The organism is Streptomyces sp. NPDC044921, assembly GCF_056432865.1.
On record NZ_JBWKIF010000007.1, the window covers coordinates 155,639 to 169,288 of the forward strand.

The 13,650-nt window shown below is 71.6% G+C and carries 13 protein-coding genes and 1 tRNA gene; 7 read left to right on the forward strand and 7 right to left on the reverse strand.

Annotation, left to right across the window (positions count from 1 at the left end; all coding sequences use genetic code 11):
• Nucleotides 1-31: 31 nt before the first annotated feature.
• Complete coding sequence (locus AC07DA_RS13430; protein WP_479127544.1) at nt 32-1,111, forward strand: M23 family metallopeptidase; 1,080 nt, start codon at nt 32-34, stop codon at nt 1,109-1,111.
• Nucleotides 1,112-1,115: 4 nt separating this feature from the next.
• On the opposite strand, the gene AC07DA_RS13435 is transcribed toward AC07DA_RS13430, so the two are convergent.
• The 4 genes from AC07DA_RS13435 to AC07DA_RS13450 all read right to left on the reverse strand — a co-directional run bounded on the left by AC07DA_RS13435 (nt 1,116) and on the right by AC07DA_RS13450 (nt 5,561).
• On the reverse strand, nt 1,116-2,015 hold the full coding sequence (locus tag AC07DA_RS13435) for an HAD-IIB family hydrolase (RefSeq protein ID WP_479127546.1): 900 nt from the start codon (nt 2,013-2,015) through the stop codon (nt 1,116-1,118).
• A gap of 80 nt (nt 2,016-2,095) precedes the next feature.
• Nucleotides 2,096-2,998: an LLM class flavin-dependent oxidoreductase gene (locus AC07DA_RS13440; protein ID WP_479127548.1), complete on the reverse strand. Its 903-nt coding sequence runs from the start codon at nt 2,996-2,998 to the stop codon at nt 2,096-2,098.
• A gap of 95 nt (nt 2,999-3,093) precedes the next feature.
• The gene (locus AC07DA_RS13445) at nt 3,094-3,642 is read right to left on the reverse strand and encodes an RNA 2'-phosphotransferase (RefSeq protein WP_479127834.1); all 549 of its coding nucleotides are present in this window, start codon (nt 3,640-3,642) and stop codon (nt 3,094-3,096) included.
• Nucleotides 3,643-3,803: 161 nt separating this feature from the next.
• The gene (locus AC07DA_RS13450; protein WP_479127550.1) at nt 3,804-5,561 is read right to left on the reverse strand and encodes an SDR family oxidoreductase; all 1,758 of its coding nucleotides are present in this window, start codon (nt 5,559-5,561) and stop codon (nt 3,804-3,806) included.
• A 168-nt stretch (nt 5,562-5,729) separates the two neighbouring features.
• On the opposite strand from AC07DA_RS13450, the gene AC07DA_RS13455 reads away from it, so the two are divergent.
• The 6 genes from AC07DA_RS13455 to AC07DA_RS13480 all read left to right on the forward strand — a co-directional run bounded on the left by AC07DA_RS13455 (nt 5,730) and on the right by AC07DA_RS13480 (nt 10,049).
• A complete protein-coding gene (locus AC07DA_RS13455) occupies nt 5,730-6,698 on the forward strand; it encodes an ABC transporter ATP-binding protein (RefSeq protein ID WP_479127836.1) in 969 nt (322 codons plus the stop codon).
• Entirely contained in the window at nt 6,688-7,605 is a 918-nt protein-coding gene (locus AC07DA_RS13460) for an ABC transporter permease (RefSeq protein ID WP_479127552.1), read from the forward strand. The genes AC07DA_RS13455 and AC07DA_RS13460 overlap by 11 nt, the downstream gene beginning before the upstream one ends.
• Nucleotides 7,602-8,513: an ABC transporter ATP-binding protein gene (locus AC07DA_RS13465; protein ID WP_479127555.1), complete on the forward strand. Its 912-nt coding sequence runs from the start codon at nt 7,602-7,604 to the stop codon at nt 8,511-8,513. Before AC07DA_RS13460 ends, AC07DA_RS13465 begins: the two co-directional genes overlap by 4 nt.
• Nucleotides 8,514-8,522: 9 nt before the next feature.
• Complete coding sequence (locus tag AC07DA_RS13470) at nt 8,523-9,242, forward strand: ABC transporter permease subunit (RefSeq protein ID WP_479127557.1); 720 nt, start codon at nt 8,523-8,525, stop codon at nt 9,240-9,242.
• A gap of 128 nt (nt 9,243-9,370) precedes the next feature.
• Nucleotides 9,371-9,625 carry an SGM_3592 family protein gene (locus AC07DA_RS13475; protein ID WP_479127559.1) on the forward strand — a complete coding sequence of 85 codons (255 nt, stop codon included), beginning with the start codon at nt 9,371-9,373 and terminating at the stop codon, nt 9,623-9,625.
• A 337-nt stretch (nt 9,626-9,962) separates the two neighbouring features.
• Nucleotides 9,963-10,049, forward strand: a tRNA-Ser gene (locus AC07DA_RS13480).
• Nucleotides 10,050-10,070: 21 nt separating this feature from the next.
• Here AC07DA_RS13480 and AC07DA_RS13485 read toward each other — a convergent pair.
• From AC07DA_RS13485 to pheA, 3 genes are all read right to left on the reverse strand, one after another.
• Complete coding sequence (locus tag AC07DA_RS13485; RefSeq protein WP_479127561.1) at nt 10,071-10,889, reverse strand: HAD family hydrolase; 819 nt, start codon at nt 10,887-10,889, stop codon at nt 10,071-10,073.
• Complete coding sequence (gene serS / locus AC07DA_RS13490; protein WP_479127563.1) at nt 10,886-12,163, reverse strand: serine--tRNA ligase; 1,278 nt, start codon at nt 12,161-12,163, stop codon at nt 10,886-10,888. The genes AC07DA_RS13485 and serS overlap by 4 nt, the downstream gene beginning before the upstream one ends.
• 519 nt (nt 12,164-12,682) lie before the next feature.
• Nucleotides 12,683-13,615 carry a prephenate dehydratase gene (pheA, locus tag AC07DA_RS13495; protein ID WP_479127565.1) on the reverse strand — a complete coding sequence of 311 codons (933 nt, stop codon included), beginning with the start codon at nt 13,613-13,615 and terminating at the stop codon, nt 12,683-12,685.
• Nucleotides 13,616-13,650: the final 35 nt, after the last annotated feature.

Here is a 13,650-nt window from a genome sequence, read left to right on the forward strand (position 1 = left end):
CGGGCTCCCGCTCTGGGTGACGATCTCTGACATGCGCTCACTTCGCCGCCACCGTGTGGTCGTTCCCGTTCTGCTGTGCGGGCTGGCGGTCCTCGCGGCCCGCCCCACGACCGCGGACGAGGAACCCGGGAACCCCGGCGGCGGTCCCGCGAACCACGGCGGGGGTGCCACGGGCCTCAGCGCCGAGGTGGTGCGGCTGTACGAGGAGGCAGCGGTGGCGACGCAGCAGTACGAGGCCGGCCGCGCTCAGGCGGAGGCGCAACGGGCCGAGGCCCGGCGGGCGGAGGAACTCCTGGACACCCAGCGGCGGCACATCGCGGCCCTGCACGAGGACCTGGGCCGCATCGCCCGTGCCCAGTACCGCACGAGCGGAGGTCTGCCGGTGGCCGCGCAGATGATGCTGGCCGACAGCCCCGACGGCCTGATGCGGGGTCACCACGCCTTCGCACAGGCCGATCTCGCCGTGAACAACGCGATCTCCAAGAACCGCCGGGCCGAGGCCCGGCTCGCCGCGGACGAGGCCAAGGCCGCCGCGGAGTGGCGGGCGCTGGAGAAGCGCAACACCCAACTGGCCGCTCTGAAGGCGGACATCGAGCAGAAGCTGGAGTCGGCCCGCGCACAGCTCCAGGGGCAGGCCGACGCGGCGGTCGCCGCCGGGGCGTGCCGTGGGGCCGTCCGGCTGGACCAGCCGGAGACGGGGTTCACCAGCGCGTGGGTGGCCCCGGTGGAGACGTACGAGCTGTCCTCGTCCTACGGCAGCGGCGGCGCCCTGTGGGCGAACCGGCACACCGGGCAGGACTTCGCGGTGCCGATCGGTACGCCGGTGCGGGCCGTGGGGGCGGGGCGGGTGGTCAGGGTGTCCTGCGGCGGGCCCTTCGGCATCGAGATCGTGCTGCGGCACGCGGGCGGCTACTACACGCAGTACGCCCACCTCGCGTCCGTCGCGGTCGACCCGGGCGAGGAGGTGAGTCCTGGCCAGTGGATCGGCCAGTCGGGCACCACGGGCAACTCCACCGGGCCGCACCTGCACTTCGAGACGAGGGTCACGCCGGAGTCCGGTTCCGCGGTGAACCCGGTGTCCTGGCTCGCGGCCCGTGGAGTGCCGCTCTGACCGGTCAGCCCCGCGAGCGGAGCCGCTCGGCCACCAGCCGCTCGACCACCACCGCCACCCCGTCCTCGTTGTTGGCGACGGTCCGCCCCGAGGCCGCGGCGACGACGTCTGGGTGGGCGTTGCCCATCGCGTACGACCGGCCCGCCCAGGTGAGCATCTCGACGTCGTTGGGCATGTCGCCGAAGGCGACGACCTCCTCGTGCGAAATGCCGCGCTCGGCACAGCACAGGGCGAGGGTGCTGGCCTTGGACACCCCGGGACCGCTGATCTCCAGCAGGGCGCTGGGGCTGGAGCGGGTCACGTTGGCGCGCTCCCCGATGGCGAGCCTGGCCAGGGTCAGGAAGGCGTCCGGGTCCAGCTCGGGGTGGTAGGCGAGGATCTTCAGCACCGGCTCGCCCGCCGCACGGTGCCCCGCGGAGAGCAGCTCCTCGGCGGGGGCGAGACTGTCGGGTATCTCCATGTGCAGCTTCGGGTACGCCGGTTCCTGGTAGAAGCCGTACGTCTGCTCCACCGCGTACACCGTGCCCGGCGCGGCCTCGCGCAGCAGCCGCACGGCGTCGAGGGCGTTCTCCCGTGCCAGCTCGCGCACCTTCACGAACCGGTGGGCCCCGGGGCCGCCGTGCAGGTCGACGACGGCGGCGCCGTTACCGCAGATGGCCAGGCCGTGGCCGTGCACGTGGTCGCTGACGACGTCCATCCAGCGGGCCGGCCGGCCCGTGACGAAGAAGACCTCGATGCCCGCTTCCTCGGCGGCGGCCAGCGCGGCGACCGTGCGCGGGGACACCGACTTGTCGTCGCGCAACAGGGTGCCGTCGAGGTCGGTGGCGATCAGCCGCGGAGGGAGGGTCTCGGCCGCGGTCTCGTGCTGTCGGGTCGCTGAGGTCACCCCGCCATTGTCCCGCATATGCCTGCACGGGCGTGCGCGGCCGTGCACAGGTGAGTGGATACCGCTCCCACCTGGGTCAGCTCGCCCGTAACCTGGCCTCAGCGCAGCTGCGCCGGTGCCTCCATGGCGATCTGCTCGAAGACCTTCTCGTCCGCCGCGAATGCCGAGTCGGGGATCGGCCAGTGGATCACGAGCTCGGTGAAGCCCAGCTCCGCGTGCCGCCCGGCGAAGTCGACGAAGGCGTCGAGCGACTGCAACGGGCCGGTGCGCTCCGGAGTGAATCCGGTGAGCAGGACCCGGTCGAGACCGGCCATGTCGCGACCGGCCTCGGCGCAGAGGTCGGCGAGCCTGTCGGCCTGTCGGCGAATGGCCTCCCTCGACTGTTCAGGAGTGCCGTTCTCGTACAACGTGGGATCGCCGGTGGTCACCCACGCCTGTCCGTACCGGGCGGCAAGGCGCATCCCACGGGGGCCGGTGGCGGCCACCGCGAACGGCAGCCGGGGGCGCTGTACACACCCCGGGATGTTGCGGGCCTGGTGGGCCACGTAGAAGTCCCCCTCGTACGACACCGCGTCCTCGCTGAGCAGCCGGTCGAGCAGCGGTACGAACTCGGCGAAGCGGTCGGCGCGCTCACGCGGCGTCCACGGTTCCTGGCCGAGCGCGGTGGCGTCGAAACCGGAACCGCCGGCGCCGATGCCCAGCGTGACCCGCCCGCCGGAGATGTCGTCGAGGGAGATCAGCTCCTTGGCGAGGGTCACCGGGTGCCGGAAGTTCGGGGACGTGACCAGCGTGCCCAGCCGGAGCCGGTCGGTGACGGCCGCGGCGGCGGTGAGGGTGGGCACGGCGCCGAACCACGGGCCGTCCCGGAAGGTGCGCCAGGAGAGGTGGTCGTAGGTGTAGGCGGTGTGGAAGCCGAGCTGCTCGGCACGGGTCCAGGCCGCGCGGCCGCCTTCGTGCCAGCGGCGGTACGGGAGGATCACGGTGCTCAGGCGCAGACTCATGCCACCGAGCCTAAGCGAGGCGAAAGGGCCCCCGTGTTTCACGTGAAACGGACACGGGGGGAGAGACAGGGGTGCGGCCGGACGACAGCGGCAGGTCAGCGCGGGTCGGGAAAGCGCAGATAGCGCGGTGGTACGGCCGGGGTCAGCCATACGCCGTTCGCGCTGACGTGGAAGACGTGGCCGTCCCGGTGCATGGCGTCCGCGTCCACGGTCAGGACGACCGGCCGGCCGCGGCGGGCGCCGACACGGGTCGCCGTCTCACGGTCGGGTGAGAGGTGCACGGCATGCCGGTTCATCGGCCGCAGCCCTTCGGCCCGGATCGCGTCCAGGTGACGGGCGACCGTGCCGTGGTAGAGGCGCGCGGGCGGATCGGCCGGTGGCAGCCCCAGGTCGATCTCGACGCTGTGCCCCTGGCTGGCGCGGATCCGGGTGCCCTCGACGGCGAAGCGCCGTTTGTCGTTGGTGGCGACCACGTGGTCGAGTTCGTCGCGGGTGAAGCGGAAGCCGTGGGCGGCGGCCGCGGTGATCAGGGCGTCGATCTCCACCCAGCCGGCCTCGTCGAGGGTGAGCCCGATGCGTTCCGGCTGATGGCGCAGATGCTTCGACAGGTACTTCGACACCTTCACGGTGCGCCGCTCGTCCATCCCACCAAGGTTGTCCATCCCACCAGGGTGGGGGAGAGACGTGAATCACGCGATCGAGTTTCACTCTCCAGGTTTGATCCACAACCCAGGGGTGTTATCCACAGGCATAAGGGCCGTTCCTGTGGACAACTGGCCGCTACGGCACGGGGTTTGGCGCCCCGTCACACCGGCGGCCTGACCCGTGCGACCCTGCGCAGCACCCCCGGCGCGAGCCGCGAGAGCACCCGGGCGGCCCGGGCCTCCGGCGTCACCGCCACCACCGGCTCGTCGCGCGCCACCGCCCGCAGGACGGCCCGGGCGACCTTCTCCGGCGGATAGTTGCGCAGCCCGTACAGACGGGCCGCGCGCTGCTGCAGCCGCTTCTCCTCCGGCCCGTCCACGCCGGCGAAGTGCGCCGTCGAGGTGATGGCGGTGTTGACGAAGCCCGGGCAGACCGCCGTCACGCCGATCCCCCGCCCGGCGAGTTCCGCGCGCAGGCACTCGCTGAGCATCAGTACGGCCGCCTTGGACGTGCTGTAGGCGGGCAGCGCCCGGGACGGCTGGTAGGCCGCCGCCGACGCCACGTTGACGATGTGGCCGCCCTGTCCCCGCTCGGCCATCCGCCGACCGAAGAGCCGGCAGCCGTGGATCACGCCCCACAGGTTGACGTCGAGGACCTTCCTCCAGTCCTCCGTCGTGGTGTCGAAGAACGAGCCGGACAGTCCGATCCCGGCGTTGTTGACCAGCACGTCCACCACGCCGTACTCGCCGGTGACCTTCTCGGCGAGCTTCGCCATGGCCGGCTCGTCGGAGACGTCGGCCGTCTCCGCCCAGGCCTCGGGCGCGCCGGCCCGGCGGCACGCCTCGGCGGTGCGGACCGCCGCCTCCGCGTTCCGGTCGACGGTCACCACGCGCGCGCCGGCCCCGGCGAACGCCAGTGCCGTGGCCCGCCCGATGCCGCTGCCCGCGCCGGTGACCAGCACCAGCTGCCCGGAGAACCGCTCGGCGTGCGTCCCGCTCGCCGTGACGGGCGCGCCTCCGTTCTCCACGGACGTCACGAACTCCCCGATCCAGGCGGCCAGCTGGTCCGGGCGGGTCCGCGGGATCCAGTGCCCCGCCCGGATCGTCCGGCGGGTCAGCCGCGGAACCCACCGCTCCAGCTCCTCGTCGAGCCGCTCCGACAGGAACCGGTCCTGCAGGGGCGTGATGACCTGCACGGGCGCGTGGGCGTACGCGTCCGGCCGCGGGTCGCGCATCCGGGGCCGGACGTTGTCCCGGTACAGCCAGGCCCCGTGGGCGGCGTCCGACGGCAGGGACGCGGTGGGGTAGTCGCCCCGGGGCACCTTCTCGACGCGCTCCAGGACCCCGGGCCAGCGCCTGCCGAGCGGGCCGCGCCAGGCCAGCTCGGGCAGCAGGGGCGTGTGCAGCAGGTACACGTACCAGGACCGGGCGCCCTGCCCGAGGAGCTGGCCGACCCGGCGCGGGGTGGGGCGCCTCACGCGCCGGTCGATCCAGTGACCGAAGTGGTCGAGGGAGGGTCCGGACATGGAGGTGAAGGAGGCGATACGGCCCTGGGTGCGCCGCACGGTGGTGAACTCCCAGGCCTGCACCGATCCCCAGTCGTGCCCGACCAGGTGCACCGGCCGGTCCGGGCTCACCGCGTCCGCGACGGCCAGGAAGTCGTCCGTCAGCTTCTCCAGCGTGAACCCGCCGCGCAGGGGCCGCGGGGCCGTGGACCGGCCGTGGCCGCGGACGTCGTAGGCGACCACGTGGAAGTCCCCGGCGAGCCGTGCGGCGAGCTCGGACCACACTTCCTTGCTGTCGGGGTAGCCGTGCACGAGGACGACCGTCGGCCGTCCCGGATCACCCAGCTCGGCCACGCACAGCTCGACTCCGCCGGTCCGCACCCTGCGCTCCCGCGCACCCGTGAGCAACGTCATCCGGCGAATCTGGCAGTCGTTAGAGAGTTCGTCAATAGCGGCTTCCCGGCCGTGGTAACTCTCAAGAACCAGACCCCCTAGGGGCCCGTAATACTCGAGGCTGATCCCAAGACAGCTCTGCGGAGTGACGACCGCCACGCGCACGGCCCCTACCGTCGAAGCGTGACTGTGATCGCGACCGAAAGCCTGAGCAAGCGGTTCCCCCGGGTGACCGCGCTTGACCGGCTCTCCGTGGACGTCGGGCCCGGTGTGACCGGACTCGTCGGAGCCAACGGGGCCGGCAAGTCCACACTGATCAAGATCCTGCTGGGTCTGTCCCCCGCCACCGAGGGCCGTGCCGAGGTGCTCGGCCTGGACGTCGCCACCAAGGGCGCCGCCATCCGCGAGCGGGTCGGGTACATGCCCGAGCACGACTGCCTGCCGCCGGACGTCTCGGCCACCGAGTTCGTCGTCCACATGGCGCGCATGTCCGGCCTGCCGCCCACGGCCGCACGCGAGCGCACGGCCGACACCCTGCGCCACGTCGGCCTGTACGAGGAGCGCTACCGCCCCATCGGCGGCTACTCGACCGGCATGAAGCAGCGCGTGAAACTCGCGCAGGCCCTGGTCCACGACCCGCAGCTGGTCTTCCTCGACGAGCCGACCAACGGCCTCGACCCGGTCGGCCGCGACGAGATGCTCGGCCTGATCCGCCGCATCCACACCGACTTCGGCATCTCGGTCCTGGTCACCTCACACCTGCTGGGCGAGCTGGAGCGCACCTGCGACCACGTCGTCGTCATCGACGGCGGCAAGCTCCTGCGCTCCAGCTCCACCACGGACTTCACCCAGATCACCACGACCCTGGCGATCGAGGTCACCGACACCGACGAGCACCCCGACGGCACCCGGGCGGTCCGCGAGGCGCTGCTCGCGCGCGGGGTGAGCGTCGAGGACGGCAGCGGCCTGCCCGGCGCGGGCCACGTCCTGCACCTGACCGCGCGGGGCGAGGAGACGTACGACCTGGTCAGAGACGTGATCGCCGACCTCGGCCTGGGCCTGGTGCGCATGGAGCAGCGCCGGCACCACATCTCCGAGGTCTTCACGGCCAGTGACCGCAACGAGCAGCGGAAGGAGGCGGTCGGCCATGGCGGTTGAGCACTCCACGGGGACATCCGCCCCGGCGCCGGGTGACCAGACCCGCATCCACAACATCGGCTACCGCAGCTACGACGGCCCGCGCCTGGGCCGGGCCTACGCCCGCCGCTCCCTGTACTCGCAGTCACTGCGCGGCGCCTACGGCCTCGGCCGCTCGGTGAAGTCCAAGGTCCTGCCGATGCTGCTGTTCGTGGTGATGTGCGTGCCCGCGGCCATCATGGTCGCCGTCGCGGTCGCCACCAAGGCCAAGGAACTGCCCCTGGACTACACGCGCTACGCGATCGTCATGCAGGCGGTCATCAGCCTGTACGTCGCCTCGCAGGCACCCCAGTCCGTCTCGCGCGACCTGCGCTTCAAGACGGTGCCCCTGTACTTCTCGCGGCCGATCGAGACCGCCGACTACGTCCGCGCCAAGTTCGCGGCACTGGCCTCGGCGCTGTTCGTCCTCACGGCCGCTCCCCTGCTCGTGCTCTACGTCGGCGCCCTGCTGGCCAAGCTGGACTTCGCCGACCAGACCAAGGGATTCGCACAGGGACTGGTCTCCGTGGCACTGCTCTCCCTGCTCTTCGCCGGCATCGGCCTGGTCATCGCGTCCTTCACTCCGCGCCGCGGGTTCGGCATCGCGGCCGTGATCGCCGTGCTGACCATCACCTACGGCGCGGTCTCCACCCTCCAGGCCATCGCCGACGCGCAGGGCAGCGCCGATGCCGTGCCGTGGATCGGGCTCTTCTCGCCGATCACCATCGTCGACGGCGTGCAGTCGGCGTTCCTGGGCGCGACCTCGGCCTTCCCCGGCGGGGTGGGCCCGAGCAGCGCCGAGGGCGTCGTCTTCGTCCTCGTCGCCCTCGGCCTGATCGCGGCGAGCTACGGCCTCCTGATGCGCCGCTACAAGAAGGTGGGACTGTGACCACGCTCTCCATCGACCACGTCTCCCGCTGGTTCGGCAACGTGGTCGCCGTCAACGACATCACCATGACCATCGGCCCCGGCGTCACGGGCCTGCTCGGCCCCAACGGCGCCGGGAAGTCCACCCTCATCAACATGATGGGCGGCTTCCTCGCCCCCTCCACCGGCACGGTCACCCTCGACGGTCAGCCGGTCTGGCGCAACGAGCAGATCTACCGGCACATCGGCGTCGTCCCCGAACGGGAGGCGATGTACGACTTCCTCACCGGCAGGGAGTTCGTCCTCGCCAACGCCGAGCTGCACGGCCTGGGCGCCAAGGCGGCACAGAAGGCGCTTGCCACGGTCGAGATGGAGTACGCGCAGGACCGCAAGATCCAGACGTACTCCAAGGGCATGCGCCAGCGCGTGAAGATGGCCTCCGCGCTCGTGCACGACCCGTCGCTGCTCCTGCTCGACGAGCCCTTCAACGGCATGGACCCGCGCCAGCGCATGCAGCTGATGGACCTGCTGCGCCGCATGGGCGACGAGGGCCGCACGGTGCTGTTCTCCTCCCACATCCTCGAAGAGGTCGAGCAGCTCGCCTGGCACATCGAGGTCGTCGTCGCCGGGCGGCACGCGGCCAGCGGCGACTTCCGCAAGATCCGCCGCCTGATGACCGACCGGCCGCACCGCTACCTGGTGCGCTCCAGCGACGACCGCGCCCTCGCGGCCGCGCTGATCGCCGACCCGTCCACCTCCGGCATCGAGGTCGACCACGCCGAGGGCGCGCTGCGCATCCAGGCCGTCGACTTCGGCCGCTTCACCGCGCTGCTGCCCAGGGTCGCCAGGGACCACGGCATCCGGCTGCTCACGGTCTCGCCGTCCGACGAGTCCCTCGAGTCCGTCTTCTCGTACCTGGTCGCGGCGTAGGAGGCCCTGATGTACGACCCCACAGTCGCCCGGCTCACCTACCGGGCCCTGCTCGGCCGGCGCCGGGCCCTCATCCTCGGCGCGCTGCCGCTGCTGCTGATCGTGATCGCCGTGGCGGTGCGCGCCCTGGCCGGAGCGGACGACCAGACGGCGTCCGACCTGCTGGGCGGCCTCGCCCTGGCCACGATGGTGCCGATCATCGGCGTCATCGCCGGTACCGGCGCCATCGGCCCGGAGATCGACGACGGCTCGGTGGTGTACCTGCTGTCCAAGCCGATCAAGCGGCCGACCATCATCTTCACCAAGCTGATCGTCGCCGTCGCGGTGACGATGGTGTTCTCCGCGGTGCCGACCCTGATCGCCGGGTTCGTCCTCAACGGCAACGGCCAGCAGATCGCCGTGGCCTACACGGTGGCGGCGCTGGTCGCGTCCATCGCCTACGCGGCCCTGTTCCTGCTGCTCGGCACGGTCTCGCGGCACGCCGTGGTGTTCGGCCTCGTCTACGCGCTGGTCTGGGAGGCCCTATTCGGCTCCCTGGTGCCGGGCGCGCGCACGCTGAGCGTCCAGCAGTGGTCGCTGGCGGTGGCCCAGAAGGTGGCCGGCGGGGAGCTGGTGACGTCGGACGTGGGCCTGACCACGGCGACGGTGCTGCTGGTCGCCGTCACGGTGCTGGCCACCTGGTACGCGGGCCAGAAGCTGCGCTCGCTCACGCTGGCCGGCGAGGAGTGACGTGCCCCGGCCTTGACGGGGGCTTCACCTCTGCCGGGGCACACTGGGCGAACGGGACATAGGGCCACCGCACGGGAGACGGTGCGCAGGGCTACCGCACGGGAGCCGGACGGCTGGGAGGGACACGCATGGCGGGCGAGAGGGCTCAGTACGGCGACCGCGGGCAGTCGGGTCCCGGATCGGGAGACGACGCCTGGGACGACCTCGTCCTGGACGACGACTTCATACGCTCGGCCGGGACCTCCGAGCCGTCGGCCCGGGCCCGGATGCTGGCCGCGCGCTGGCGCCGTGAGGAACCCCAGCCGCAGCCCTGGCGCTCCGACGAGCCGCCCGCGGGCTGGTTCTTCAGCAAGGCCCGGCGGCGCTGGTGGCGCAAGCGCTGACCGGGCGCGGCGCGGCCCTGCCCGGCCCGTCCGGAGCCGGCGGACGGGCCCCCGTCCGCCTGTCGATGCAATCGGTGGCGCCCTTTTAATCGGTGGCGCCCTTTTCGCCCGGCGGGCAAAGTGGACGTGTCCCCGCCGGGCGAGGAGCCCGGCGCCCCGTTCCGGGAGAGGAGCCGGACGATGTCCCTGCACGGCAGTACGTCCAGCTCCCTTCAGGGCAGCCCGCGGCGGGCTCCGGAGTAGTCGCTACCCCTCCGTAGAGCCTGCCCCGCACGGGGAGCTGCCCGGGGCGGCCGCTTCGAGCACGCGAACCGCACCTCGCGTGGGCCGCCCACCCGGAGGATTGGCCGAGTGGTAAGGCACTGGCTTGCTAAGCCATGGTCGGGCTGGAAGGCCCGCGCACGTTCGATCCGTGCATCCTCCGCCGCACACGCGACACGAAGGTTCAGCCCAGCATCCGCTCCAGCACCACCGCGATCCCGTCCTCCTCGTTGGAGGACGTCACCTCGTCGGCCACCGCCTTCAGCTCCTCGTGGGCGTCGGCCATGGCGACCCCGTAGGAGGCCCAGGCGAACATCGGTATGTCGTTGGGCATGTCGCCGAAGGCGATCGTGTCGGCCGCCTTCAGTTTGAGCCGGCGGGCCGCCAGCGACAGGCCGGTGGCCTTGGACAGGCCCAACGGGAGGAGCTCGACGATGCCCGGGCCCGCCATCGTGACGGTGACGAAACCGCCGGCGGTCCGGGTGGCCGCCTGGCACAGCTCGTCGTCCGACAGGGTCGGGTGCTGGATGTACAGCTTGTTCAGGGGCGCGGTCCACAGGTCCGACGCGTCCGTGAAAGGGGTGGCGGGCAGGTTGCCGTGCGCCGCGTAACCCGGGCCCACCAGTACCTCGCCGTCCAGGCCGTCGCGGCTCGCCGCCAGGTACAGCGGGCCGACCTCCGCCTCGATCTTGGCCAGGGCCACCCCGGCGAGCTGCCGGTCCAGCGTGACCGAGGTCAGCAGGCGCCGGGTGCCGGCGTCGTACACCTGGGCGCCCTGGCCGCAGACGGCCAGGCCCTCGTAACCGAGGTCGTCGAGGATGTGCCGGGTCCAGGGAACGGCGCGGCCGGTGACGACGATGTGCGCCGCGCCCGCCGCGGTGGCGGCGGCGAGCGCGTCACGGGTGCGCTGCGACACCGAGTCGTCGGAGCGCAGCAGCGTGCCGTCGAGGTCGGTGGCGACGAGCTTGTACGGGAAGCCGCCCGAGCGGGCCGTGCCGCTCACGTGGCCACCGGTTCCAGGACCTCCCGGCCGCCCAGGTACGGACGCAGCACCTCGGGCACGCGGACTGAGCCGTCGGCCTGCTGGTGGTTCTCCAGGATCGCCACGATCGTGCGCGGGACGGCGCAGAGCGTGCCGTTGAGCGTGGCCAGCGGGCGGACCTGCTTGCCCTCACGGACGCGGATCGACAGCCGGCGGGACTGGAACTCGGTGCAGTCCGAGGTCGAGGTCAGCTCGCGGTACTTGCCCTGGGTCGGGATCCACGCCTCGCAGTCGAACTTGCGGGCGGCCGAGGAGCCGAGGTCGGCGGAGGCGACGTCGATGACCCGGAACGGCAGCTCCAGCGAGGTCAGCCACTGCTTCTCCCACTCCAGCAGCCGCTGGTGCTCGGCCTGCGAGTCCTCGGGCGTGACGTAGGAGAACATCTCGACCTTGTCGAACTGGTGCACGCGGAAGATGCCCCGGGTGTCCTTGCCGTGCGAGCCGGCCTCACGGCGGAAGCAGGGCGAGAAGCCCGCGTAGCGCAGCGGGAGGCGGTCGGCGTCGAGGATCTCGTCCATGTGGTACGCCGCGAGCGCGACCTCGGAGGTGCCGACCAGGTACAGGTCGTCGTCCGGGAGGTGGTAGACGTCCTGGGCGGCCTGGCCGAGGAAGCCCGTGCCCGCCATGGACTGGGGACGGACCAGGGCCGGGGTCAGCATCGGCGTGAAGCCGGCCGCCGTGGCCTGGGCCATCGCCGCGTTCACCAGGGCCAGTTCCAGCAGGGCGCCCACACCCGTCAGGAAGTAGAAGCGGGAGCCGGAGACCTTGGCGCCGCGCTCGACGTCGATCGCGCCGAGGAGGTGGCCGAGCTCCAGGTGGTCCCGGGGCTCGAAGCCCTCGGCGGGGAAGTCGCGGATCGTGCCGTGCGTCTCCAGCGTGACGAAGTCCTCCTCGCCGCCCACGGGCACGTCCGGGTGGACGAGGTTGCCGAGCTTCTGGAGCAGCTCCTGGGTCTCGGCGGCCGCGGCGTCGCGTTCCGCGTCGGCGGCCTTGACGTCGGCGGCGAGCTGGCTCGCCTTCTTCAGCAGCTCGGCCTTCTCGTCCCCGGACGCCTTGGGGATCAGCTTGCCGAGCGCCTTCTGCTCGGCGCGCAGCTCGTCGAAGCGGACGCCGGACGACCTGCGCCGCTCGTCGGCAGACAGGAGGGAGTCGACGAGCGCGACGTCCTCTCCACGGGCGCGCTGGGACGCGCGCACACGGTCGGGGTCCTCACGGAGCAGGCGAAGGTCAATCACGCGCCCCAGGCTACCGGTGTGGGATGACCGCCCACGACTCACTCTTCCCGTGGTGTCTTACGTACTGTTATGGGTGAATTGCGCACAGTGTCAATAAAGGGGGCGCCTCTCCCCGGAACGAGGCAGTCGGCGGGCGGCGCATTGACTCGAATCCCTTGCGGAGAGCGGGACTTGGGGTTCGGTTGTCCACAGCGATCCACACCCGCCGAAGAGTTATCCACAGCCTGTGTGGAAGATCTGTGGACTCCGGAATTGATCACTCCGGAAAGCCGGGCCGTCCCTGAGAATTCCCACCGCAAACCCCCTCTACCCTCACTTTCGAGTGGAAAGGGGTCACCCCAAAGGGTTACGCAAGGGGAAACGGTGGACGAAGGGTGACCTGCCCGCCGATGGACACATCAAGGGTCCGCAGGGCGATTTGTCGACTGACTCACGGTTCGTTGTCGACTTGTCCCCAGGTCGAGAAGCGGACCTGTGGATAACTTCTGTGGATAACGACTATCAGCAGGTAGGACCGGCCTAGAAACGGCCGTCCTGGCACCGCGCGACCCAGTCGGCCGCCGCCACGAACTCCTCGTCCGAGGTCCCCGGCCGCGGCTGCCGGACCTCCTCCGGCCGCACGTCGGCGCGCGGATAGGAACCCAGGTAGCGCACCTGGAGGCAGATCCGCTTCAGTCCCATCAGGGCCTCGGCCACCCGGCGGTCGGAAATGTGACCCTCGGCGTCGATGCAGAAGCAGTAGTTGCCGATGCCGGCGCCGGTCGGCCGCGACTGGAGCAGCATCAGGTTGATGCCGCGGGTGGCGAACTCGCCGAGCAGGTCGCGCAGGCCGCCGGGGTGGTCGTCGCGCTGCCACAGCACCACGGAGGTCTTGTCCGCGCCGGTCGGGGCGGCGGGCCGGGCGGGCCGGCCGACCAGCACGAACCGCGTCTGGGCGTTCTCGGCGTCGTGGATGCCGGTCTCCAGGGCCTGGAGGCCGTAGCGGGCGGCCGCGAACTCCCCGGCGAACGCGGCGTCGTACTGGCCCTCCTGGACCAGCCGGGCGGCGTCCGCGTTCGAGGCGGCCGACTCCCAGTGCGCGTCCGGCAGGTGCTTCCTCAGCCAGTTGCGCACCTGCGGCTGGGCGGCCGGGTGCGCGGAGACGGTCTTGATGTCCGACAGCGTCGTGCCGGGGCGGACGAGCAGCGCGAAGGTGATGGAGAGCAGCACCTCGCGATAGATCATCAGCGGGGCGCCCGCGACGAGCTCGTCCAGGGTGGTGGTGATGCCGCCCTCGACGGAGTTCTCGATCGGCACGAACGCGGCCTCGGCCTCCCCGGCGCGCACCGCGTCGAGCGCGGACTGGACGGACACGTACGGGATGAGCTCCCTGGTGGCGGCCTCGGGAAGCGTGCGCAGGGCGACTTCGGTGAAGGTGCCCTCGGGGCCGAGATACGCATAGCTCGCTGGCATGACCTCACCCTAATGGGCTCGCGGAAGCGCTATCC

What these genes read in the sequence shown, in the direction of transcription:
- AC07DA_RS13430 (WP_479127544.1), top strand. Translation starts at nt 32, where the DNA reads ATGCGCTCACTTCGCCGCCACCGTGTGGTCGTTCCCGTTCTGCTGTGC.
- AC07DA_RS13435 (WP_479127546.1), bottom strand. Translation starts at nt 2,015, where the DNA reads ATGCGGGACAATGGCGGGGTGACCTCAGCGACCCGACAGCACGAGACC.
- AC07DA_RS13440 (WP_479127548.1), bottom strand. Translation starts at nt 2,998, where the DNA reads ATGAGTCTGCGCCTGAGCACCGTGATCCTCCCGTACCGCCGCTGGCAC.
- AC07DA_RS13445 (WP_479127834.1), bottom strand. Translation starts at nt 3,642, where the DNA reads ATGGACGAGCGGCGCACCGTGAAGGTGTCGAAGTACCTGTCGAAGCAT.
- AC07DA_RS13450 (WP_479127550.1), bottom strand. Translation starts at nt 5,561, where the DNA reads ATGACGTTGCTCACGGGTGCGCGGGAGCGCAGGGTGCGGACCGGCGGA.
- AC07DA_RS13460 (WP_479127552.1), top strand. Translation starts at nt 6,688, where the DNA reads ATGGCGGTTGAGCACTCCACGGGGACATCCGCCCCGGCGCCGGGTGAC.
- AC07DA_RS13470 (WP_479127557.1), top strand. Translation starts at nt 8,523, where the DNA reads ATGTACGACCCCACAGTCGCCCGGCTCACCTACCGGGCCCTGCTCGGC.
- AC07DA_RS13475 (WP_479127559.1), top strand. Translation starts at nt 9,371, where the DNA reads ATGGCGGGCGAGAGGGCTCAGTACGGCGACCGCGGGCAGTCGGGTCCC.
- pheA (WP_479127565.1), bottom strand. Translation starts at nt 13,615, where the DNA reads ATGCCAGCGAGCTATGCGTATCTCGGCCCCGAGGGCACCTTCACCGAA.